21 protein-coding genes and 5 tRNA genes are annotated in these 21,055 nt (G+C 71.7%); 5 read left to right on the forward strand and 21 right to left on the reverse strand.

The annotated features are described in order from the left end of the window. Positions 1-82: 82 nt before the first annotated feature. Both ACLJT4_RS17760 and ACLJT4_RS17765 read right to left on the reverse strand, forming a co-directional pair. A complete protein-coding gene (locus tag ACLJT4_RS17760; protein WP_411123267.1) occupies positions 83-3,106 on the reverse strand; it encodes a helicase-related protein in 3,024 nt (1,007 codons plus the stop codon). A gap of 148 nt (positions 3,107-3,254) precedes the next feature. Beyond that, entirely contained in the window at positions 3,255-4,907 is a 1,653-nt protein-coding gene (locus ACLJT4_RS17765; protein ID WP_411123268.1) for a DAK2 domain-containing protein, read from the reverse strand. 233 nt (positions 4,908-5,140) lie between these two features. Between ACLJT4_RS17765 and rpmB the strand changes: the two genes are divergently transcribed. Then, entirely contained in the window at positions 5,141-5,326 is a 186-nt protein-coding gene (gene rpmB / locus ACLJT4_RS17770; RefSeq protein ID WP_006602870.1) for a 50S ribosomal protein L28, read from the forward strand. 121 nt (positions 5,327-5,447) lie between these two features. On the opposite strand, the gene thiD is transcribed toward rpmB, so the two are convergent. After that, entirely contained in the window at positions 5,448-6,266 is an 819-nt protein-coding gene (gene thiD, locus ACLJT4_RS17775) for a bifunctional hydroxymethylpyrimidine kinase/phosphomethylpyrimidine kinase (protein ID WP_411123269.1), read from the reverse strand. Between the two features lie 9 nt (positions 6,267-6,275). After that, positions 6,276-7,244 carry a thiamine-phosphate kinase gene (locus ACLJT4_RS17780; RefSeq protein WP_411123270.1) on the reverse strand — a complete coding sequence of 323 codons (969 nt, stop codon included), beginning with the start codon at positions 7,242-7,244 and terminating at the stop codon, positions 6,276-6,278. A 158-nt stretch (positions 7,245-7,402) separates the two neighbouring features. Between ACLJT4_RS17780 and ACLJT4_RS17785 the strand changes: the two genes are divergently transcribed. Beyond that, on the forward strand, positions 7,403-7,636 hold the full coding sequence (locus tag ACLJT4_RS17785) for an Lrp/AsnC family transcriptional regulator (RefSeq protein WP_411123271.1): 234 nt from the start codon (positions 7,403-7,405) through the stop codon (positions 7,634-7,636). A gap of 9 nt (positions 7,637-7,645) precedes the next feature. Beyond that, the gene (locus ACLJT4_RS17790; protein ID WP_411123272.1) at positions 7,646-8,140 is read left to right on the forward strand and encodes a DUF3515 domain-containing protein; all 495 of its coding nucleotides are present in this window, start codon (positions 7,646-7,648) and stop codon (positions 8,138-8,140) included. Positions 8,141-8,356: 216 nt separating this feature from the next. On the opposite strand, the gene ACLJT4_RS17795 is transcribed toward ACLJT4_RS17790, so the two are convergent. The 3 genes from ACLJT4_RS17795 to ACLJT4_RS17805 form a co-directional block, all read right to left on the reverse strand. Beyond that, entirely contained in the window at positions 8,357-9,493 is a 1,137-nt protein-coding gene (locus ACLJT4_RS17795; protein ID WP_411123273.1) for a D-alanine--D-alanine ligase family protein, read from the reverse strand. Positions 9,494-9,609: 116 nt separating this feature from the next. After that, a complete protein-coding gene (locus ACLJT4_RS17800; protein WP_275462783.1) occupies positions 9,610-10,611 on the reverse strand; it encodes an NAD(P)H-dependent glycerol-3-phosphate dehydrogenase in 1,002 nt (333 codons plus the stop codon). Then, on the reverse strand, positions 10,608-11,474 hold the full coding sequence (locus tag ACLJT4_RS17805) for a lysophospholipid acyltransferase family protein (protein WP_411123274.1): 867 nt from the start codon (positions 11,472-11,474) through the stop codon (positions 10,608-10,610). The genes ACLJT4_RS17800 and ACLJT4_RS17805 overlap by 4 nt, the downstream gene beginning before the upstream one ends. Positions 11,475-11,635: 161 nt before the next feature. On the opposite strand from ACLJT4_RS17805, the gene cofC reads away from it, so the two are divergent. Beyond that, the gene (gene cofC, locus ACLJT4_RS17810) at positions 11,636-12,382 is read left to right on the forward strand and encodes a 2-phospho-L-lactate guanylyltransferase (protein ID WP_411123418.1); all 747 of its coding nucleotides are present in this window, start codon (positions 11,636-11,638) and stop codon (positions 12,380-12,382) included. On the opposite strand, the gene ACLJT4_RS17815 is transcribed toward cofC, so the two are convergent. From ACLJT4_RS17815 to leuC, 5 genes are all read right to left on the reverse strand, one after another. Next, entirely contained in the window at positions 12,363-12,566 is a 204-nt protein-coding gene (locus ACLJT4_RS17815) for a hypothetical protein (RefSeq protein ID WP_038521958.1), read from the reverse strand. The genes cofC and ACLJT4_RS17815 overlap by 20 nt on opposite strands. 100 nt (positions 12,567-12,666) lie before the next feature. Then, on the reverse strand, positions 12,667-13,326 hold the full coding sequence (locus tag ACLJT4_RS17820) for an HU family DNA-binding protein (RefSeq protein WP_411123275.1): 660 nt from the start codon (positions 13,324-13,326) through the stop codon (positions 12,667-12,669). Positions 13,327-13,451: 125 nt separating this feature from the next. Next, on the reverse strand, positions 13,452-13,697 hold the full coding sequence (locus tag ACLJT4_RS17825) for a hypothetical protein (RefSeq protein ID WP_020930118.1): 246 nt from the start codon (positions 13,695-13,697) through the stop codon (positions 13,452-13,454). A gap of 136 nt (positions 13,698-13,833) precedes the next feature. Next, a complete protein-coding gene (gene leuD, locus ACLJT4_RS17830) occupies positions 13,834-14,427 on the reverse strand; it encodes a 3-isopropylmalate dehydratase small subunit (RefSeq protein ID WP_016571141.1) in 594 nt (197 codons plus the stop codon). A gap of 5 nt (positions 14,428-14,432) precedes the next feature. Beyond that, positions 14,433-15,863, reverse strand: a complete 1,431-nt coding sequence (gene leuC, locus ACLJT4_RS17835; protein ID WP_038521954.1) for a 3-isopropylmalate dehydratase large subunit — start codon at positions 15,861-15,863, stop codon at positions 14,433-14,435. A 173-nt stretch (positions 15,864-16,036) separates the two neighbouring features. Here leuC and ndgR point away from each other — a divergent pair, with 173 nt between their 5' ends. After that, entirely contained in the window at positions 16,037-16,756 is a 720-nt protein-coding gene (gene ndgR, locus ACLJT4_RS17840) for an IclR family transcriptional regulator NdgR (RefSeq protein WP_016571139.1), read from the forward strand. Between the two features lie 225 nt (positions 16,757-16,981). On the opposite strand, the gene ACLJT4_RS17845 is transcribed toward ndgR, so the two are convergent. The 9 genes from ACLJT4_RS17845 to ACLJT4_RS17885 form a co-directional block, all read right to left on the reverse strand. Continuing rightward, positions 16,982-17,054: transfer RNA gene (locus ACLJT4_RS17845), tRNA-Glu, on the reverse strand. A gap of 21 nt (positions 17,055-17,075) precedes the next feature. Continuing rightward, a tRNA-Gln gene (locus ACLJT4_RS17850) sits at positions 17,076-17,147 on the reverse strand. Between the two features lie 16 nt (positions 17,148-17,163). Further along, positions 17,164-17,236, reverse strand: a tRNA-Glu gene (locus ACLJT4_RS17855). A gap of 62 nt (positions 17,237-17,298) precedes the next feature. Further along, positions 17,299-17,371, reverse strand: a tRNA-Glu gene (locus tag ACLJT4_RS17860). 21 nt (positions 17,372-17,392) lie between these two features. Beyond that, a tRNA-Gln gene (locus tag ACLJT4_RS17865) sits at positions 17,393-17,464 on the reverse strand. Between the two features lie 90 nt (positions 17,465-17,554). Next, positions 17,555-18,280 (reverse strand): HAD family hydrolase, encoded by a 726-nt coding sequence (locus tag ACLJT4_RS17870; RefSeq protein ID WP_411123276.1) that lies wholly within the window; start codon positions 18,278-18,280, stop codon positions 17,555-17,557. Between the two features lie 134 nt (positions 18,281-18,414). Then, positions 18,415-19,905, reverse strand: a complete 1,491-nt coding sequence (gene gltX, locus ACLJT4_RS17875; RefSeq protein WP_411123277.1) for a glutamate--tRNA ligase — start codon at positions 19,903-19,905, stop codon at positions 18,415-18,417. After that, entirely contained in the window at positions 19,898-20,659 is a 762-nt protein-coding gene (locus ACLJT4_RS17880; RefSeq protein ID WP_351463915.1) for a fumarylacetoacetate hydrolase family protein, read from the reverse strand. The genes gltX and ACLJT4_RS17880 overlap by 8 nt, the downstream gene beginning before the upstream one ends. Before the next feature lie 81 nt (positions 20,660-20,740). Next, the gene (locus tag ACLJT4_RS17885; protein WP_020930116.1) at positions 20,741-20,926 is read right to left on the reverse strand and encodes a hypothetical protein; all 186 of its coding nucleotides are present in this window, start codon (positions 20,924-20,926) and stop codon (positions 20,741-20,743) included. Between the last annotated feature and the right edge of the window lie 129 nt (positions 20,927-21,055).

Raw genomic sequence — 21,055 nt, forward strand, 5'->3', positions numbered from 1 at the left:
CCCGGGGGGCGGGTCCGCGCTCGGCTCGGGCCGACCGTGATCGTTCTCACGGCGCGGGCCGTGAGCGGTCCGGGCCCGCGGGTCAGCCCTTGTCGAGATACTGCTCCCGTTCGTCGTCCAGCAGGGCGGACAGCGCGGTCCGCAGCTCGGGGCAGCCGGTCAGCTCGGGGTCGGCGGCGACCAGGGCGGTGGCCTCCTCACGGGCCGCCGTGATCACCTCCTCGTCCTCGATGACCGCGAGCATCCGCAGCGAGGACCGGGCGCCGGACTGCGCCTGGCCCAGGACGTCGCCCTCGCGCCGCTGTTCGAGGTCGATGCGGGAGAGCTCGAAGCCGTCGAGGGTGGCGGCGACCGCGGCGAGCCGGGCGCGGGCCGGGCTGGCCTCGGGCATCTCGCTGACCAGCAGGCACAGGCCGGGCGCCGCGCCGCGGCCGACCCGCCCGCGGAGCTGGTGGAGCTGGGAGACGCCGAAGCGGTCCGCGTCCATGATCACCATGGCGGTGGCGTTGGGGACGTTGACGCCGACCTCGATGACGGTGGTGGCGACCAGCACGTCCAGCTCGCCGGCGGCGAACCGGCGCATCACGTCGTCCTTGTCGTCGGGGGCCATCCGGCCGTGCAGCACCGCCACCCGGAGTCCGGCGAGCGGGCCCTTGCGCAGCTGCTCGGCGATGTCCAGGACCGCCAGCGGGGGGCGCTTCTCGGCCAGGTCCTCCGATGAACTCGGCTCCGCCGGCGCGTCCTTGGCCTTCTTCCCCTTGGGGGCGGCGGCGTCCTCGTCGTCGCCGATCCGCGGACAGACCACGTATGCCTGGTGACCGGCGACCACTTCCTCGCGGACCCGCTCCCAGGCGCGGGCGAGGAAGTGCGGCTTGTCCTTGGCGGGGACCACGTGACTGGCGATCGGGGAGCGGCCGGCGGGGAGCTGGTCCAGGACCGAGGTCTCCAGGTCGCCGAAGACGGTCATGGCGACCGTCCGCGGGATCGGCGTCGCGGTCATCACGAGCAGGTGCGGGGGTTGCTTGCCCTTGGCGCGCAGGGCGTCGCGCTGCTCGACGCCGAAGCGGTGCTGCTCGTCGACGACGACCAGGCCCAGGTCGTGGAACTGCACCACGTCCTCGATCAGGGCGTGCGTCCCGATCACGATGCCGGCCTCGCCGGTGACCAGGTCCAGCAGCGCCTGGCGGCGGGCCGCGGCCCCCATCGACCCCGTCAGCAGCACCACCTTGGTGCCCTGCTCGGCACCGCCCAGCATGCCGCCCTCGGCGAGGTCGCCCATCATCTCCGTGACGGAGCGGTGGTGTTGCTGGGCCAGCACCTCGGTCGGCGCGAGCATCGCGGCCTGGCCGCCGCTGTCGACGACGCCCAGCATGGCGCGCAGCGCGACCATGGTGTTGTGGGTGACCGTGAAGTGGTCGGTCACGTAGGCGTGGGAGGGGTGCGCGACGCTGATGCACTGGACGGGCTTGCGGCCGACGTGCTCGACGGCCCGGACGGTGCGGTGGAAGGCGGCGCCGTCCGCGTCGCCGGCGGTGCCCTCGTCGGGCGTCACCACCGTGACGTCGTGCCCGCCGTCGACCGGGATGGCGTGGGCGGTGCCGCCCAGCGAGCGGGCCAGCCAGGCGAGGTCGGCGGCCAGCGGCTCCGGGACGGCACGGACGAGCGTGCCGGTGCCCGCGGGCTCGCCGGCGGCGGCCAGCAGGCCGGCCAGCAGCGCCCGGCGGTCCTTGACGGGGGCGTTGCGGTAGGTCGCGGGGACGCTCGCGCCGGCCGGCCCGTGGCCGCCCGCGCCCAGCGTCCGCCCCAGTGCGTACGGGTCGAGCGGGCGGTGCCCGCCGTCGTCGAGGTCCACGGGGGTGGCCGGGGCGATCGACCAGCGCGGCCGGCCGTCGTCGTCCAGCAGCGCGGTCCGCAGCTCGCGGGTGGTCAGCACCCGTTCCTCCGTGGGGCGGGAGGTTCCCGTGGTGTGGGAGGCCCCCGTGGTGCGGGCGGAGACGATCCACAGGTGCTCGTCGTCGCACTCGACGGTGCTGCCGTCGGACAGCACCAGTCGCCACACCTCCCGCTCGCCCTGCGGGAACACCCCGTCCACCAGGGCCGTCGCCCCACTGGGCACCACCACTTCGCTGCCCACCGCGAGCCGTCCCATGGGACGGAAGCCGCGCGGAGTGAGGACCAGGGCGTCCAACGGCTGGGCCTTGCCGGAGCCGACCTCGCCCTGGAGGAGGCGGTGCATCGGGTGCTCGGTCGCCAGGTCGTCGAAGATCTCCCGGCTGACCTTCGTCTGCCCCTCGGTGAGGGTGAACGGCAGCCGGGCGTCGAACGCGTCGAGGATGCCGCCCGGTGTCAACTGACGGGCAACGGCGGGGAGTTGAGCGTCGGCGAAGCGGCGGCGGGCGAGCGCGACCTGGAGCACGAACGCCTCGTCCCACTTCAGCCGGGCCCGCGCGTCGGCGACGTCGGCCTTGCTGCCGGGGCGGTGGACCTTCAGCAGCGCCTCGGTGAGCGGGACCAGCCCGCGCCCCTCGCGCAGCCCCGGGGGCAGCGGGTCGACGGCGTCCTGGGCGCTGGGCAGCACCGCGTCGACCGCCTTGGTGATCTTCCAGGAGGCCATCTGCTGGCACGCCGGGTAGATCGGCATGAGCTGATGGGCGAAGGCGTCCACGGCCTCGGTGTCGGCGTCCCGGTCGAGGAGTTCGTACTCCGGGTGGGCCAGTTGGAGCTTGCGGTTGAAGACCGAGACCTTGCCCGCGAACATCGCGCGCCTGCCGGGCAGCAGGTCCTTCTGCGGTTTGTGGATGCCCTTGCCGAAGAACACCAGCTGGAGCCGGCCGCTGCCGTCCGTGAGGGTCACTTCCAGCCGCTGCCCGCGGCCGTGGTTGAACGTCAGCACGCGGGCGTCGGCGACCCGGGCCACGACCGTGACGTGTTCGTCCAACGGCAGGTCGGACAGCCGGGTCAGCTCACCGCGCTCGGCGTAGCGCCGCGGATAGTGGTGCAGCAGATCGCCGACCGTCTCCAGGCCGAGGTGCTCGGCCAGGACCTTCGCGGTGGTGCCGCCGAGGATCTTCTTCAGGGGTTCGTCGAGCGCTGCCACGCGTTCCATTGCACACCACGGCACTGACAACGAGCCACCACCGTCGCCTTCCGCCGCCGGCAATTCCCGACCCGGACGGCGATTCCGCCACCGTGCCGACGCCCGCGGCGCGCCGTTCCACGCCGATCAGCGCCGATCAGCGCCGAACAGGGGTGCGCTATTCCACACCGATCAAGAGGGGCGCCGCATGGGCGCCGCCTTCGTAGACGACGGTGTCCACCGCGAGGTGGCGCTCGCGGACATGCCGCTCCAACCCTTCGGCGAGGGAAGCGGGGACGTCCGCGCCGAGCACCAGGGTCACCAGTTCGCCGCCGGCGGAGAGCATCCGGTCGAGCACCGTCATCGCGGTGCGGGCGAGGTCCGGCCCGATCACCACCACGTCGCCGTCGATGAGGCCGAGCACGTCGCCGGCCTGGCAGACCCCGGCCATCGTCCAGGCCCGGTGCTCGGCGACGGCCAGTTCGGCGTAGCGGGTGGCGCCGGCCGCCGCGGTCATCGCGACCATGTCCTGATCGAAGCTGCGGCCCGGCTCGTGGACGGCCAGCGCCGCGAGTCCCTGGACGGCGGAGCGGGTCGGGATCAGGGCGACCCGCACGCCCTCAACCCGGGCCTGCTCGGCGGCGGCCGCCGCGGTGTGCCGCAGCTCCGGGTCGTTGGGCAGCAGCATCACCTCGCGGGCGTGCGCCTGCCGGATCGCCTGGACCAGTTCGCCGCTGGCCGGCGGCTCCCCGGGGCGGACCGTCACCGGGGTCGCGCCGGCGTCCGCGCACAGGGCGGCGAGCCCGGCGCCCGGCATCACCGCCACCACGGCCCGGGGCGCCAGCGCCGGCTCCTTGGCGCGCGGCCCGGCGCCGAAGTGGGTGATCCGGATCCGGTACGGCCGACCGGCCTCGATGCCGGCCTCCACCGCGGCCCCGGCGTCGTCGACGTGCACGTGGACGTTCCACAGGCCGTCGCCGCCGACCACCACCAGGGAGTCGCCGAGCCGGTCGAGCCGGTCCCGCAGCCGGGCCACGTCGGCGTCGCCGGCCTCCAGCAGGTAGATCACCTCGAAGGCGGGCCCACCGACGTGCGGATCGGCGCAACCGTCCGCCCCCGGTGGCGTCACCGCGCAGCCCGCCGCCTCCGGAACCGGCCCACCGGCCTGTACGGCGACGGGCTCGGCGGTCACCTCCCCGGACAGTGCGTCGGCGAGCGCGCCCAGCAGGGCCACCAGCCCGCAACCGCCGGCGTCCACCACCCCGGCCTGCCCGAGCACCGCGAGCTGTCCGGGGGTGGCCCGCAGCGCCTTGACCGCGCCCTGGTGGGCGGCCCGGGCGGCCTCGGCTGCCACGCCGGCACTCTGCTCGGCGGCGTCGGCGGCGGCCGTCGCCACGGTCAGCACGGTGCCCTCCACGGGATGCGCGACCGCCTCGTACGCCGCGCTGGCGGCCCGGCGCAACGCCCGGCGCAGGGCGTCCGCGGCACCGCTGCCACCGGTGGGGGCGGCCGCGAGCACCTGGGCCATGCCGCGCAGCAGCTGGGCCAGGATGGTGCCGGAGTTGCCGCGCGCCCCGATGAGGGCGCCGTGCGCCATGGCACCGACGGCGGCGGCGAGGTCCGGTTGCGTGCCGGCGGAACCGTGCCCGTCGAAGGCGGCCTCGACCGCGCGGGCGGCCGATTCCAGCGTCAGGTAGAGGTTGGTGCCGGTGTCGCCGTCGGCGACCGGATAGACGTTGATCGCGTCGATCCGCTCGCGTTCCCGTCCGAGCGCCTCCAGGGCCAGTCCGCACCAGGTGCGGACGGCGGCGGCGTCGAGCGGGTAGGGCACGTCGTCCTCCTGAAGGTCGCGGGATGCACCCGCACAGTAGTCGCCGGAACGCCGGGGAGGCCGGGTCGGGTCCGGGGGGTGCGTGCTAGTTTCGTCCTGCGGGAGTGGCCGTTGTATGCTGCTCCGGTTGCCCGATGAAAATCGGGCCATTCCTCTCCTGTCGGCGTCGGCACGGCTATGCACTCGACCCGGCAGGCTTCCCGTAAGTGCATCTGAAGTCTTTGGAGTGACCCGTGGCTGCCAACTGCGACGTCTGCGGCAAGGGGCCGGGCTTCGGCAAGAGTGTCTCGCACTCGCATCGCCGCACCAACCGTCGTTGGAACCCCAACATCCAGACGGTTCGTGCAGTGATCGGGCGCACGCCGAAGAAGCTGAACGCCTGCACCTCGTGCATCAAGGCCGGCAAGGTCTCGCGCTGACGCCTTAGCCGTAGCGCAGCCCCGCCGGTTGCTTGAGAAGCCGGTCCACCTCAGGGTGGGCCGGCTTCTGCCGTTGTCCTACGGGTCGCGGCGCGGGTGGTCGATCCGCGGCCCCCGGCGGTCAGGGGGCGGTGCGCAGCCGCCACCCGTGGTCGACCGGGCCGATGCCGGCGCCCAGGCGGAAGCCCGCCGCGATCGCGCCGGTGACGTACTCCTTCGCCGCCACGGCCGCCTGCGGGACGGTGTCCCCCAGGGCGAGCCGGGCGGCGAGCGCGCTGGCGAGGGTGCAGCCGGTGCCGTGGGTGTGGCGGTTGTCGTGCCGGGGGGCGCGCAGCCAGTGCTCGGCGCCGCCGTCGGTGAGCAGGTCCACCGCCTCACCGGCCGCGTCCGCCGCGTCGTCCGGGAGGTGCCCGCCCTTGATCAGGACCCAGCGCGGCCCGAAGGCCAGCACGGCGTCGGCGGCCCGCCGCATCGCGTCGGCGGTGTGCACCCGTTCTCCGGTGAGCTGCGCCACCTCGTCGAGGTTGGGGGTGGCGACCGTCGCGGTCGGCAGGAGCTTGTGGCGGACCGCGTCCAGTGCGGAGGCCGCCAGCAGCGCGTCACCGTGCTTGGAGACGCCCACCGGGTCGACGACGACCGGCACGTCGAGACCGGCGAGCAGCTCCGCGACGGTCTCGACGAGTGCGGCCGAGGAGAGCATGCCGGTCTTCACGGCCTGGACGCCGATGTCGTCGACAACGCTGCGGAACTGGGCGCGCACCGCCTCGGCGGGCAGTTCCCACGCCCCCTGGACGCCCAGGGAGTTCTGCGCGGTGACGGCGGTGAGCACGCTCATGCCGTGGGTGCCCAGCGCCAGCATCGTCTTCAGGTCGGCCTGGATGCCGGCACCGCCGCCGGAGTCGGAGCCGGCGACGGTGAGCACGCGGGGAGGTATCTGCATGCCGCGAATCTACTCGGGGTCCCCGGTGTCGCCGAAGTGGTCCCAGCCGGCCTTGGCCCACGGGGCGCCGTCGACCGTCACCTGGGGCAGCGCCGAGGGGTTGAGGACCTCGCCGATCACCTTCCAGCGGGCCGGCAGCTTCACGTCGGACGGGAAGGTGGCCACGATGGCGTGGTCCTCACCGCCGTTGAGCACCCACTGCATCGGGTCGACGCCGACCGCCGTGCCGATGTCGGACATCTGCGAGGGAATGTCGATGTGGGCCGAGCGCAGGTCGATCCGGACCTTGCTGGCCTCGGCGATGTGCCCGAGGTCGGCGACGAGCCCGTCGCTGACGTCGGTCATGGCGGTGGCGCCGAGTGCCGCGGCGGCCGGGCCCGCGTGGTACGGCGGTTCGGGACGGCGGTGCGCCTCCACGAAGGCGCGCGGGGAGCGGAAGCCACGGGTGAGCACCGCGTGACCGGCGGCGGACCAGCCGAGCCAGCCGGTCACCGCGACGACGTCGCCGGGCTGGGCGCCGGCGCGGGTCACCGGTTCCTGGTTGCGCAGGTCACCGAGGGCGGTGATGGCGACGGTGATGGTGTCGCCGCGGACCACGTCCCCGCCGACCACCGCGGCGCCGGCCACCTGGCACTCGTCCCGCAGCCCGTCCATCAGCTCGGTCGCCCAGGTCGCCGGGAGTTCCGCGGGGACCACCAGGCCGAGCAGGATCGCGGTGGGCACCGCGCCCATCGCCGCGATGTCGGCGAGGTTCTGCGCGGCGGCCTTGCGGCCGACGTCGTAGGCGGTGGACCAGTCCCGGCGGAAGTGCCGGCCTTCGAGGAGAATGTCAGTGCTGGCGACGACCCTGCGGTCCGGCGCGGTGACCACCGCGGCGTCGTCCCCCGGCCCGATCCGTACGGCGGGAGTGGAGGTGAGCCGGGAGGTGAGCTCTCTGATAAGCCCGAATTCCCCCAGCTCGCCCACGGTGCCCTTCATGCTGTTGCCCTTCCCATGTGTACGGACGGTCCGTACGTGGCTGACGAGTGCGCCGCACCGGCCGTGTTCACCGCGCGGGTCTCCCCGCTCCGCTCGGTGACGCGGTACCGTGGCGTCCCTTCTTCCCACATGATCCTCGTAGCCGCCCTGGAGGTTCCGTGGTACAGGCTTACATCCTGATCCAGACCGAGGTCGGCAGGGCCTCGGCGGTGGCCGACGTGATCGCGAAGATCCCCGGTGTGCTGACGGCCGAGGACGTGACCGGCCCCTATGACGTCATCGTGCGCGCCCAGGCGGACACCGTCGATGAGCTGGGCCGCATGGTGGTCGCGAAGGTCCAGCAAGTGGACGGCATCACGCGGACGCTCACCTGCCCGGTGGTCCATCTCTAGCTCCCCCGTATGCTCGGCCGGGTGATACGCGCGAGACGCCGGTACTTGGCCGCCTTTCCCCTGCTCACCGCGGTCTGCGCGGTGGCGGGCTGTTCGTCCGCCGCGCAGGTGGCGGCGCCCTCCCCCACCGGCGAGGCCGCGCAGCACTGCCGGGCACTCCACCAAGACCTGCCGCGGACCGTGGACGGGCTGAAGCGGGGTAGCGCCGAGCCGGTCTCGGACTTCACTGCCATATGGGGCGATCCTGCCGTGGAGCTGCGCTGCGGGGTGTCCAAGCCGGAGGTGCTCAGGCACGGGAGTGAACATTACAACCCCAACCCCGACTCGGCGGAAGTCGACGGCGTCCAGTGGCTCTTCGAGAAGCAGGACGACGGCTACCGCTTCACGACGGTCCTGCGGAAGGTCTACGTGGAGGTGACCGTGCCGGGGAAGTACGCCCCGGAGGTCAACGTGCTGCCCGACCTCGCAGGGGCGGTGCAGAAGGCCATTCCGGCCGGGGTGTAGCGGGCGTCCGCCGGCCCGCCGGGCCCGATGCCGGCCCGGCGCCCGGACTGCCGGCCGGACCGCGACCGCGCCCCGCGGGGTGCGCCCACCGGCATGCCGCACCGGCCGCAGCGCCGCACGGGACGGAATGCCTCCCGGCCCGGCCGCGTTGTGGCCCCGCAGGGGGCGCGCGCACCCCCTAGGGGATCCGTTCGCCCGCCCCCGAAGCCGCGCGCCTCAGCGCAACCCCGTCGAGCGGCGCAGCGCCGCCTCCAGGAGCCGGTCGACGAGTTCCGGGTAGCTGACGCCGCTCTCCTGCCACATCCGCGGGTACATCGAGATGGGCGTGAAGCCGGGCAGCGTGTTGATCTCGTTGATCACGAACTCACCGTTGTCCTGCAGGAAGAAGTCCGCACGGACCAGGCCCTCGCAGGACGCCGCGTCGAAGGCCGCGACCGCCAGCGCCCGGACCTCGGCGGTCTGCTCGTCGGTCAGCGGCGCGGGCACGATCCCGGCGGCCGAGTCGATGTACTTGGCCTCGAAGTCGTAGAAGTCGTGGGCGGTGACCGGCGGGATCTCGGCCGGCACGCTGGCCCGCGGGCCGTCCTCGAACTCCAGCACCCCGCACTCGATCTCACGGCCGCGCAGCAGCGACTCCACGATGATCTTGGGGTCGTGGCGCCGGGCCTCCTCGATGGCCGCGTCCAGCCCGGCGAGGTCGTCGACCTTGCTGATGCCCATGGACGAACCGGCCCGGGCAGGCTTCACGAACAGCGGCCAGCCGTGCTCACCGGCGAAGTCCACGATCTTCTTGCGGGCGGCCGCGGGGTCCGTGTCCCACTCGCGCGGGCGGACGACCTCGTAGGGGCCGACCGGCAGCCCGAAGGAGATGAACACCCGCTTCATGTAGTCCTTGTCCTGGCCCACGGCCGAGGCGAGCACGCCGGAGCCGACGTAGGGCACCCCGGACAGTTCCAGCAGGCCCTGGAGCGTGCCGTCCTCGCCGTACGGGCCGTGCAGCACCGGGAAGACGACGTCGACCTCGCCGAGGGCCTTGGGAACCGCGCCCGGCTCGCTGTAGACGACCTCGCGGGTGGTGGGGTCCGCGGAGAGCACCACCGCGCCGTCCCCGCCCTCGGCGAGCTCGGCGACGCTTGGCAGCCTCCGGTCCGTGATCGCCATCCGCGCGGGGTCGTCGGCGGTCAGCGCCCACCGGCCGTCGGTCGTGATGCCGATGGGCAGCACGTCGTACTTGTCGCGGTCGATGGCGGCCAGCACGGCTCCGGCGGTGACCACCGAGATGGCGTGCTCGGAGCTGCGGCCGCCGAACACGACGGCGACGCGGGGCTTGTGGGAGGAGGTCTCGCTGCTCATAACGGGTTGAGGGTACCTGCTGGTAGGAGGTGCGTCAGTGCCGCGGCGGCCATCGGTGGCGTGGCGGCGTGGAAGGGGGCCGCCGCCCGGCGCGCGGTCGGGCGGCGGGCGGACCCTCAGTGCCGCTCGGGCTTGGCGCTGCGGGACATCAGTTGCTTGAGCGCGACCAGCGGCGGCTTGCCCTCGTGGACGATCTCCACCACGGTCTCGGTCAGCGGCATGTCGACGCCGTGCCGGCGGGCCAGATCCAGCACCGACTCGCAGGACTTGACGCCCTCGGCGGTCTGCTTGGTGACCGCGATCGTCTCCGCCAGCGACATGCCCCGGCCGAGGTTGGTGCCGAAGGTGTTGTTGCGGGACAGCGGCGAGGAGCAGGTCGCGACGAGGTCGCCCATGCCGGCCAGGCCGGCGAAGGTGTGCGCGTCGGCGCCCATGGCCAGGCCGAGCCGGGTCGTCTCGGCCAGTCCGCGGGTGATCAGGGACGCCTTGGCGTTGTCGCCCAGGCCCATGCCGGTGGCGATGCCGACGGCCAGCGCGATGACGTTCTTGACCGCGCCGCCCAGTTCGCAGCCCACCACGTCGGTGTTGGTGTACGGGCGGAAGTACGGGGTGTGGCAAGCAGCCTGGAGGCGCCGGGCGACGTCCTCGTCGACGCAGGCCACGACGGCCGCGGCGGGCTGCCGGGCGGCGACCTCCTTGGCGAGGTTGGGGCCGGTCAGCACCGCGACGCGTTCCGCGGGGACCTTGGCGACCTCTTCGATGACCTCGCTCATGCGCTTGGCGGTGCCCAGTTCGACGCCCTTCATCAGGGAGACCAGGACCGTGTCGGAGGGCAGCAGGGGCGCCCACTCGGCGAGGTTGGCGCGCAACGTCTGGGAGGGCACGGTGAGGACGGTGAAGTCAGCGCCGCGGGCGGCCTCGGCCGGGTCGGTGGTGGCCCGTACGCCCTCGGGGAGTTCGACGCCCGGCAGGTAGTCCGGGTTGGTGCGACCGGTGTTGATGGCGTCGACGAGGGCCGCTCTGCGCGCCCACAGGGTCACCTCGCAGCCCGCGTCGGCGAGCACCATCGCGAATGCGGTGCCCCAGGACCCCGTGCCGAAGACGGCGCAGCGCGTCACTTGCCTTCATCCTCCTGTGCCTGTCGGTTGTTTCGGGCCGGCTGCGCGGTGGCGGCCGGTGCGGTGGTCCCGGCCGGCTCCCGGGCGTCGTCGCGGGCGCCGGACGCCGCGGCGGCCCTGGCGGCCTCGCGGGCGGCGCGGCGCTCCCGGGCGATTTCCTTGCGGTAGTCGAACGGTTCGGCCGGCGCGGTCTCGCCCCGGATGCCGGCGAGCTCGTCGGTGATGGCCGCCATGATCTTCTCGGTGACGGCGCGCAGCACCTCGGCGGTGGGCTCCTGGCCGTAGAACTCGCTGAGGTCGACCGGCGGACCGGCCTGGACCCGCAGCGTCTTGCGCGGGAAGAACTGGAGCTTGTGCTCCTTGGCGTACGGCGGCATCGCCTCGTTGGCGCCCCACTGGGCGACGGGGATGACCGGGGCCTTCGTCAGCAGCGCGACCCGGGCGGCGCCGGTCTTGCCCTGCATGGGCCACATCTTCGGGTCGCGGGTGAGGGTGCCTTCCGGGTAGAAGGCGACGCATTCGCCCTTCTCGATGGCGTTCACGGCGGCACGGAAGGCGGTGGCGGCGTCGGTGGTTTCCCGGTAGACCGGGATCTGGCCCGTTCCGCGCATCATCATGCCGACAAAGCCGCTCTTGAAGAGTCCGGCCTTGGCGAGGAATCGGGGGACCCGCCCGGTGTTGTACTGATAGTGCGCATAGGAGAGCGGATCAAGATACGAGTTGTGGTTGACCGCGGTAATAAAACCGCCGTCGGCTGGAATGTGCTCCATTCCCCGCCAGTCCCGCTTGAACAGAACCAAGAGCGGCGGTTTGCAGATGACCGCGGCCATGCGGTACCAGAAGCCGATTCTGCGGCGGGACACTGGGACACCCTCCTTGTGGGACCTGCGAAGCTGCTGCGAGCCGGCAGCCGCACAAGTGTCGCCCCGCGTACCCGCTATGTCGAGAACACCGTAACCCCGCCACTCCGGAAAGGTTCCGGCGGCGGGTGAGAATGATCCGGATGCGAAGAGACGGAGCGGATGTGAGCTGGAGCCTCGTAGTGCCGCTGAAACCCCTGGTGCGGGCCAAGAGCAGGCTCTCCGAGGCCGCCGGTGAGGAGTTCCGGCCGAAGTTGGCGCTGGCATTCGCACTGGACACCGTGACGGCCGCGCTGGCCTGCGCGGACGTGCGGGATGTGGCGGTTGTCACGGACGATCCGGTGGCCGGGGAGCACTTGGCGGCACTGGGGGCGCGCATCGTGCCGGACGCTCCGGCCAACGGACTGAACGCCGCGCTGGCCCATGGTGCGGCCGTCGTGCGGGCCCGCCGGCCCGGTGCGCGGGTCGCCGCGCTGAACGCTGATCTCCCGGCGCTGCGCCCGGCCGAGCTGACGCGGGTGCTCCATTCCGCCGCGCTATTTCCACGGGCATTTCTCGCGGATGCGGCGGATATCGGGACAACACTTCTGTCCGCGACTTCCGGTACGGAATTGGAACCGGCTTTCGGGGGCCCCTCGCGGGCCCGGCACCGGTCGTCCGGGGCGCACGAGATCTCCGTGCCGGACGTGCCGTCGGTGCGCCGGGACGTGGACACCGGGGAGGACCTGCGGGCCGCGCTGGCGCTGGGCGTGGGGCCGCACACCGCACGGCAGGCGCCGCGGGTGCCGGGGTGGGCGGAGTGGGCCGGTGCGCTGAGCCCGGCCGGCCGCTCGACCGCGCTGGGGGCCGTGGAACTGCCGGCCGTCTCGGGCCGTACGGTACCGCCGCAGGTCAGAGCGTCTGGAGCGTGACGAGGGCGATCCGCCGGTCGTCACCCTCGCCGGTGGTCTCGATCCGCACCCGCTGACCGGGGCGGAGCAGGAGCAGGCCGCCGGCGTCGAAGGCCGCCGCGTCGAAGGGCAGCGGGGTCCCGTCGTCCAGCAGCACGCTGCCGGAGCGGGTGGTCTCGTCGTAGGTGTACGCGGTGGCCTGCATGGGCCCAGCGTAGACGGGGTCCCGGGCCGGTACGCACCGCGGGCCGGGCTCCCCGGAGGGAGACCGGCCCGGCGCCTGGCGTTGTGTCGCCGCTTCGGAATTACCGCTTGCGGGCGGTGGTCTTCTTGGCGGTGGTCTTGCGCGCCGTGGTCTTCTTGGCGGGAGCCTTCTTCGCCGTCGCCTTCTTCGCGGGCGCGGTCTTCTTCGCCGTGGCCTTCTTCGCCGGCGCCGCCTTCTTCGCGGTGGTCTTCTTCGCCGTCGTCTTCTTCGCCGGCGCCGCCTTCTTCGCGGTGGTCTTCTTCGCGGTGACCTTCTTCGCCGCGGTGGCCTTCTTCGCCGCCGCCTTCTTCGCGGGCGCCGCCTTCTTGGCCGCGGCCTTCTTGGCGACGGCCTTCTTCGCCGCGGCCTTCTTGATGGCGGTACCGCCGGTCAGGCTGCCCTTGGGCGCCTTCTTGACGGCGACCTCGCCACCCTTGGGGAGCTTCTTCGAGCCGCTCACCAGGTCCTTGAAGCCCTGACCGGCGCGGAAACGGGGCACCGAGGTCTTCTTGACCCGGACCCGCTCACCCGTCTGCGGGTTGCGCGCGTAGCGGGCCGGGCGGTCCACCTTCTCGAACGAGCCGAATCCGGTGACCGAAACGCGGTCGCCGGCGACAACTGCACGGACGACGGCGTCCAGTACGGCGTCCACCGCGTCCGCGGCGTTCTGACGGCCGCCGAGCTTGTCGGCAATGGCCTCTACGAGCTGCGCCTTGTTCACGTCTTCCCCTTCGGAGACATTGCTGGAACGAAAGATTCCAAGCTTTTTCGCACGTTAGGCAGATATATACCGCAAATCAAACACGAAACGGGCTAATCACCCTTGTGCCGCAACGGACTCGACCTTCACGGACTTCCCTCGGCATGCACATCTTCGGGATAACGACCTTCGTCAAGGTCGTGCATGAACCTCTCCAGACGCCTTGCCGCGTCCGCAAGATCGTGTTTAGCCGCAGCCGTGATGACGAGCAGCTTCCGGGTCAGCGCCATCCGTACGCCCTCCGGGACTTGCAGTGTCCGCACTCTTGCGTGTGCGTCCTTGAGTCGGTCGGCGACGAAACCGTAGAGCTCGAGTTGGTCGTCGCGTTCCATGCGCTAATTGTGCCATCTGCGGCGAGTTGTCGCTTCACGGGGCCTCAACACTGGCCCTGACAAGCCGAAGCGCCCCCCGCCAACTGCACAGGGGGCGCATCGTACGCAATAAGCCTTTGAGCCATAAAACCCGAGGTCAGACCTCGATGGTACGCGGTTTGAACGAGGGCCTGTTCGCCTCGTAGGCGGCGATGGCGGACTCCTCCCGAAGGGTGAGGCTGATGTCGTCCAGACCCTCCAGCAGCCGCCAACGGGCGTTCTCGTCCAGCTCGAAGCCGGCGGTGACGCCCTCGGCGCGGACCTCGCGGGCCACCAGGTCCACGGTGACCTCGGCGGTGGGGTCGGACTCCACCAGCTTCTGCAGCCGGTCCACGGTCTCCTGCGGCAGGACCACCGTCAGCAGGCCGTTCTTGAGGGAGTTGCCGCGGAAGATGTCGGCGAACCGCGAGGAGATGACGGCCTTGAAGCCGTAGTTCTGCAGCGCCCAGACGGCGTGCTCACGGGAGGATCCGGTGCCGAAGTCGGGGCCGGCGACCAGGACGGTCGCGCCCTTGTGGGCCTCCTGGTTGAGGACGAACTCCGGGTCCTTGCGCCATGCCTCGAACAGCCCGTCCTCGAAGCCGTCCCGAGTGACCTTCTTCAGCCAGTGGGCCGGGATGATCTGGTCGGTGTCGACGTTGCTGCGGCGCAGCGGAACGGCCCGGCCGGTGTGGGTGGTGAAAGCTTCCATGGTTCTCAGACTCCCGCGGGCGTAGCGACGTCGACGTCGGACAGGTCGGCCGGTGAGGCCAGATGGCCGAGAACCGCCGTTGCGGCAGCCACCTGCGGCGAGACCAGGTGGGTGCGGCCGCCCTTGCCCTGCCGACCCTCGAAGTTGCGGTTGGACGTGGACGCGGAGCGCTCACCGGGCGCCAGCTGGTCGGGGTTCATGCCCAGGCACATCGAGCAACCCGCGTGCCGCCATTCGGCGCCGGCCGCGGTGAAGACCTTGTCCAGACCCTCCGCAACGGCTTCCAGCGAAACCCGGACCGAGCCGGGAACGATCAGCATGCGCACGCCCTCGGCGACCGAACGGCCTTCCAGGATCGCCGCCGCGGAGCGCAGGTCCTCGATCCGGCCGTTGGTGCACGAACCTACGAAGACGGTGTCCACGGAGATCTCGCGCAGCGGCTGACCCGCCGTCAACCCCATGTATTCCAGGGCCTTTTCGGCGGCGAACCGCTCCGAGGGGTCCTCGTACGAAGCCGGGTCGGGGACGTTCGCCGAAAGCGGCGCGCCCTGGCCCGGGTTGGTGCCCCAGGTGACGAACGGCGACAGCGTCGCGGCGTCGATGACGACCTCGGCGTCGAAGACCGCGTCGTCGTCGGTGCGCAGCGTCTGCCAGTACGCGACGGCGGCGTCCCAGTCCCCGTCCTTGGGGGCGTGGTCGCGGCCCTGGAGGTAGTCGAAGGTGGTGCGGTCCGGGGCGATCATGCCGGCCCGGGCGCCCGCCTCGATCGACATGTTGCAGATGGTCATCCGGGCTTCCATCGACAGTTTCTCGATGGCCGAGCCGCGGTACTCGATGACGTAACCCTGGCCCCCGCCGGTGCCGATCTTCGCGATGATGGCCAGGATCAGGTCCTTGGCGGTGACGCCCTCGGGCAGTTCGCCCTCGACGGTGATCGCCATGGTCTTGAACGGCGCCATCGGCAGCGTCTGGGTCGCCAGGACGTGCTCGACCTGGCTGGTGCCGATGCCGAACGCCAGCGCGCCGAAGGCGCCGTGGGTGGAGGTGTGGCTGTCACCGCAGACCACGGTGGTGCCGGGCTGGGTCAGTCCCAACTGCGGTCCCACGACGTGGACGACACCCTGCTCGACGTCGCCCAGCGGGTGCAGCCGGACGCCGAACTCCGCGCAGTTCTTGCGCAGGGTCTCCAGCTGGGTGCGCGAGACCGGGTCGGCGATCGGCTTGTCGATGTCGAGGGTCGGGGTGTTGTGATCCTCGGTGGCGATGGTCAGGTCCGTGCGGCGCACTCCGCGGCCGGCCTTGCGCAGGCCGTCGAACGCCTGCGGGCTGGTGACCTCGTGCAGCAGGTGCAGATCGATGAAGAGGAGGTCGGGCTCGCCTTCCGCGCGCCGGACGACGTGGTCGTCCCAGACCTTCTCCGCAAGTGTCCGTCCCATCGCTTTCCCTCCGGCCGGCCGGGTGCCGGCCTTGCTCGTCTGTGCGCGGTGACCCGCGAATATCCCCTGGCGGGCGTGACGCCGGGCCCTGGTCGAGGGCCGCACCTACAGAGTGACGACTTCCATGGAAAATTGAACTTGCGTTTCACACTGTGAGACGCGAGTATCGTTGCATGGACAACTCTAGCGGCGTCGGCGTTCTCGACAAGGCAGCTCTGGTTTTGAGCGCTCTGGAGTCCGGTCCGGCCACCCTCGCCGGGCTGGTCGCGGCGACCGGGCTTGCACGACCCACGGCCCACCGGCTGGCCGTGGCTCTGGAACACCACCGGATGGTGGCGAGGGACATGCAGGGCCGGTTCATCCTCGGCCCGCGGCTCTCCGAGCTCTCCGCGGCGGCCGGCGAGGACCGCCTCCTGGCCACGGCAGGACCGGTTCTCACGCACCTGCGCGACGTGACGGGCGAGAGCGCCCAGCTCTATCGCCGGCAGGGCGACATGCGGATCTGCGTGGCAGCGGCGGAACGACTGTCCGGACTGCGGGACACCGTGCCGGTCGGCTCCACACTGACGATGAAGGCAGGCTCCTCGGCCCAGATCCTGATGGCCTGGGAGGAGCCGGAGCGCCTGCACCGCGGACTGCAGGGCGCCCGCTTCACCGCCACCGCGCTCTCCGGCGTGCGGCGCCGCGGCTGGGCCCAGTCGATCGGCGAGCGGGAGCCCGGCGTGGCCTCCGTCTCCGCGCCGGTCCGCGGCCCCTCCAACCGCGTGGTGGCCGCCGTGTCGGTCTCCGGCCCGATCGAGCGCCTGACGCGCCACCCGGGCCGCATGCACGCCCAGGCGGTCATCGACGCCGCCGCCCGCCTCTCCGAGGGCCTGCGCCGCAACGGCTCGTAGGACCCCGTCGAAAACCCCACCGGCCGGCCCCGCTCCCCCGCGGCGGCCGGCCGGTCCGCGTCCCGGCACCCCGCGCCGGCCACCCAACTCTCCGCGCGCCGCGCGCCGCTGCCGTCGCGCCACGACGAACTCCTCGGCCGCGCAACGCCGTTGCCCACCCCATCGGCGAGGATTCCCGGCACAGCAGAAAGGCCCTCCGCGTGATGCGGAGGGCCTTTCTCGATGTACCCCCGACCGGATTCGAACCGGCGCTACCGCCTTGAGAGGGCGGCGTGCTAGGCCGCTACACAACGGGGGCCTTGCAGATGAGCTCTGCGAGCTGGCCTACCTGGACTCGAACCAAGACTAACTGAACCAGAATCAGTCGTGCTGCCAATTACACCATAGGCCATGGTGGTGTAGACCAGTACCCCCGACCGGATTCGAACCGGCGCTACCGCCTTGAGAGGGCGGCGTGCTAGGCCGCTACACAACGGGGGCCCTAGCGATCCTGCGTGAGTGACAGCGGGTGCGACCCTGACTGCCTCCCCGAGAAGGATCTGTACCCCCGACCGGATTCGAACCGGCGCTACCGCCTTGAGAGGGCGGCGTGCTAGGCCGCTACACAACGGGGGCCTTGCAGATGAGCTCTGCGAGCTGGCCTACCTGGACTCGAACCAAGACTAACTGAACCAGAATCAGTCGTGCTGCCAATTACACCATAGGCCATCAAAGTGCAACCCCCAGGCGGGGGCTTTGCCTTGATCTGCGCTTTCCGGTCCGGGCCTTTCGGCTCTCTCGGGCGGCGCAGGAAGAACATTACCTGATCGTGGAGGGTGCTCCAAAACCGATAACCCCGCGCACCAACTCGGGTAGCTCGGCCAGCCCGCGGATGCGGTGCACCCCGGGCGGGAGCGGCTCTCGGGGGCCCGTCCGATCCAGCCACACGGCCGCCAGGCCGGCGTCCCGGGCGCCCAGGCCGTCGATGTCGAGCCGGTCCCCGACGTAGAGCACGTCGGCCGGCGGGAGGTCGAGGGCGGTGCAGGCCCCTCGGAACGCCTCGGGGGCGGGTTTGGCGTGCCCCAGGGCGTCGGCGCAGAGGACCGCCTCGAAGTGCCCGCGGATGCCCAGGGTGGTGAGCTTGCGCTCCTGGTTGGCGGTGGAGGAGTTCGAGAGGACGGCCTGGCGCACCAGGGGGGTCAGCGCCTCCAGGGCCGGCACGGAGTCCGGGAAGAGCCGCCAGGCCGCCTCGTAGTGGGCGACGTAGCGGCCGAACCAGGCGTCCGCCTCGGCGTCGCTCAGGGGGGTGCCCAGGAAGGTGCGGGCGCGGGCCCTGCGGTGTTCCAGGAAGCCCTGTTCGCCGGCGAGGAAGCGGGCGAACTCGGTTTCCATCGCGCGCCGCCAGCGGGTCAGTGCCGCCGTCTCGCCGCCGTAGGAGGCCAGCAGCCCTTCGGTCCGCAGGTGGCGCAGCACGCCGGTGCGGTCGGACCCGGTGTAGTCGAAGAGGGTGTCGTCGAGGTCCCAGAGGACGGCGCGCAGGGGCATGTCCGGGAATCTAGTGGCCGTCGGGCGGGAGGGCGAGGGAAGGAGCCGGCGGGCGGGGGAGGCGGCGGAAAAAGGGGACGGGCCCGGAAGCGCGGTGGCTTCCGGGCCCGGGGGTCCCGCGGGGTGCGGTCGGGTCAGGCGGCGAGGCGGGCCAGCGCCGCGTCGATGCGGGCGAGGGTGCGCTCCTTGCCGAGGATCTCCAGGGACTCGAAGAGCGGGAGACCGACGGTGCGGCCGGTGACGGCGACCCGGACCGGGGCCTGGGCCTTGCCGAGCTTGAGCCCGTGCTCCTCGCCGGCGGCGAGGACGGCCTGCTTGAGGGGCTCGGGGCCGGCGGTCCAGTCGGCGGCGGCCAGGTTGGCGCGGGCGGTGGTGAGCAGGGCCACCGGGTCGCCCTTCATCGCCTTGGTCCAGGACGCCTCGTCGTCGACCGGCTCCTTGCGGAAGAGGAAGTCGACGTTGGCGGTGATGTCGGAGAGGACGGTGAGGCGGGTCTGGGCGTGCGGGGCGATGGCCTCCCACGCGGTCCGGTCGAAGTCCTCCGGCTCCCAGTTGGCGAACGGGGCGGTCAGCCAGGGCTCGCAGGCCGCGATGAAGTCCTTGAGGTCCAGGCGGCGGACGTGCTCGGCGTTGATCGCCTCGGCCTTCTTGAGGTCGAAGCGGGCCGGGTTGGCGTTGACGTCCGCGATGTCGAACTTCTCGATCATCTCGGGGATGGTGAAGAGGTCCTCGTCGGCGGAGAACGACCAGCCCAGCAGGGACAGGTAGTTCAGCAGGCCCTCGGGGAGGAAGCCGCGCTCCCGGTAGAGGTTGAGGTTGGCCTGGGGGTCGCGCTTGGAGAGCTTCTTGTTGCCCTCGCCCATGACGTAGGGCAGGTGGCCGAAGGCGGGGATCGCCGAGGCCAGGCCCAGCTCGATCAGGGCCCGGTAGAGCGCGATCTGGCGGGGGGTGGAGGAGAGCAGGTCCTCGCCGCGCAGGACGTGGGTGATGCCCATCAGGGCGTCGTCGACCGGGTTGACGAGGGTGTAGAGCGGGGCGCCGTTGGCGCGGACGATGCCGTAGTCCGGGACGTTGTCCGGGGTGAAGGTCAGCTCGCCGCGGACCAGGTCGGTGAAGGTGATCGGCTCGTCGGGCATCCGGAAGCGGACGATCGAGGAGCGGCCCTCGGCCTCGTAGGCGGCCTGCTGCTCGGCGGTCAGGTCGCGGCAGGTGCCGTCGTAGCCGGAGGGCTTGCCGGCCTTGCGGGCGGCCTCGCGGCGGGCGTCGAGCTCTTCGGTGGTGCAGTAGCAGGGGTAGGCGTGGCCGGCGGCGAGCAGCTTCTCGGCGACGTCCTTGTAGAGGTCCATCCGCTGCGACTGGCGGTAGGGCTCGTGCGGGCCGCCGACCTCGGGGCCCTCGTCCCAGTCGAAGCCGAGCCAGTGGAACGCGTCCAGCAGCTGGTTGTAGGACTCCTCGGAGTCGCGGGCCGCGTCGGTGTCCTCGATGCGGAAGACCAGCTGGCCGCCGGTGTGCCGGGCGTAGGCCCAGTTGAACAGGGCGGTGCGGACCAGCCCGACGTGCGGGTTGCCGGTCGGGGAGGGACAGAAACGTACGCGGACGGGGGATCCGGGGGTCGCGTTAGCCACGCTTGATCACCTTGTTGGTGAGAGTGCCGATGCCTTCGATGGTGACGGCGACCGTGTCGCCGACGTTGAGCGGGCCGACCCCGGCCGGGGTGCCCGTGAGGACGACGTCGCCGGGGAGCAGCGTCATCGCCTCGGTGATGTGCACGATCAGGTCCTCGATCGGGCGGACCATGTCACTGGTGCGGCCGAGTTGGCGTTGTTCGCCGTTGACGGTGCACTGGATGGTGAGGTCGCTCGGGTCGAGGTCCGTCTCGACCCAGGGGCCCAGGGGGCAGGAGCCGTCGAAGCCCTTGGCCCGGGCCCACTGCTTCTCGCGGCGCTGGACGTCGCGCGCGGTGACGTCGTTGGCGCAGGTGTAGCCGAGGATGACGTCCTTGACCCGCTCGCGGGGCACCTCGCGGCACATCCGGCCGATGACGACGGCCAGCTCCGCCTCGTGGTGCACCTCCTGGGAGAAGGAGGGGTAGGCGATGGGGTCGCCGGGGCCGATCACCGACGTCGACGGCTTGAAGAAGGTGACCGGTGCCTCCGGGACCTCGTTGCCCAGTTCGGCGGCGTGCTCGGCGTAGTTGCGGCCCACGCCCACGACCTTGTTGGGGAGGACCGGCGGCAGTAGCCGCACCTTGTCGAGGGGGACCTTTTGGCCCGAGCGCTCGAATTCCGCGAACGGATGCCCCTTGATGACGTCGAGTTCGTCGCGTTCGAGGACGCCGAAGCCGACGTTGCCGTCGATGGAGAATCTGGCGATGCGCACGGGTTGCCGTTGCCCCTCATGATCATTGGCCGGAGTTGACACTCCAGGCTATCGCGGGGACCTGGGCGAACCGCCGTCCATTCAGGCCGGGACGTCCTGCTTCGGGAGCTCGTTCAGGACGGTGCGGCGGGGGTTGGCGGTCTGGCGGGGCAGGTCGACGGTGTGTTCCTGGGTCTCGGGGGCGTCGAGTTCCTCGGCGTCCTTCAGGTGGGCCAGGGTGGTGCGCCGCGGGTTGGCTATGTTGCGGAACATCATCGTCGTCTTCACTGCGGTATGCCTCGCGTCTGGTCGGGAAGAGTTGCCGAACGTTGCATTTCTGCGCGTTGTCGTTTTACGCAACCGTGTAAAGCGTCAGGCTAAGCGCGCTATTCCCTGCAGATCAGCGGGAAAGTCGAC

The sequence above is a fragment of the Streptomyces sp. x-19 genome, from assembly GCF_046549115.1.
In the GTDB taxonomy this organism is placed as follows: domain Bacteria; phylum Actinomycetota; class Actinomycetes; order Streptomycetales; family Streptomycetaceae; genus Streptomyces; species Streptomyces albulus_C.

Coding starts and splice junctions, on each gene's coding strand:
- ACLJT4_RS17760 (WP_411123267.1), bottom strand. CDS start 3,106: ATGGAACGCGTGGCAGCGCTCGACGAACCCCTGAAGAAGATCCTCGGC.
- thiD (WP_411123269.1), bottom strand. CDS start 6,266: ATGCAGATACCTCCCCGCGTGCTCACCGTCGCCGGCTCCGACTCCGGC.
- ACLJT4_RS17780 (WP_411123270.1), bottom strand. CDS start 7,244: ATGAAGGGCACCGTGGGCGAGCTGGGGGAATTCGGGCTTATCAGAGAG.
- ACLJT4_RS17790 (WP_411123272.1), top strand. CDS start 7,646: ATGCTCGGCCGGGTGATACGCGCGAGACGCCGGTACTTGGCCGCCTTT.
- ACLJT4_RS17795 (WP_411123273.1), bottom strand. CDS start 9,493: ATGAGCAGCGAGACCTCCTCCCACAAGCCCCGCGTCGCCGTCGTGTTC.
- ACLJT4_RS17815 (WP_038521958.1), bottom strand. CDS start 12,566: ATGCAGGCCACCGCGTACACCTACGACGAGACCACCCGCTCCGGCAGC.
- ACLJT4_RS17825 (WP_020930118.1), bottom strand. CDS start 13,697: ATGGAACGCGACGACCAACTCGAGCTCTACGGTTTCGTCGCCGACCGA.
- leuD (WP_016571141.1), bottom strand. CDS start 14,427: ATGGAAGCTTTCACCACCCACACCGGCCGGGCCGTTCCGCTGCGCCGC.
- leuC (WP_038521954.1), bottom strand. CDS start 15,863: ATGGGACGGACACTTGCGGAGAAGGTCTGGGACGACCACGTCGTCCGG.
- ndgR (WP_016571139.1), top strand. CDS start 16,037: ATGGACAACTCTAGCGGCGTCGGCGTTCTCGACAAGGCAGCTCTGGTT.
- ACLJT4_RS17870 (WP_411123276.1), bottom strand. CDS start 18,280: ATGCCCCTGCGCGCCGTCCTCTGGGACCTCGACGACACCCTCTTCGAC.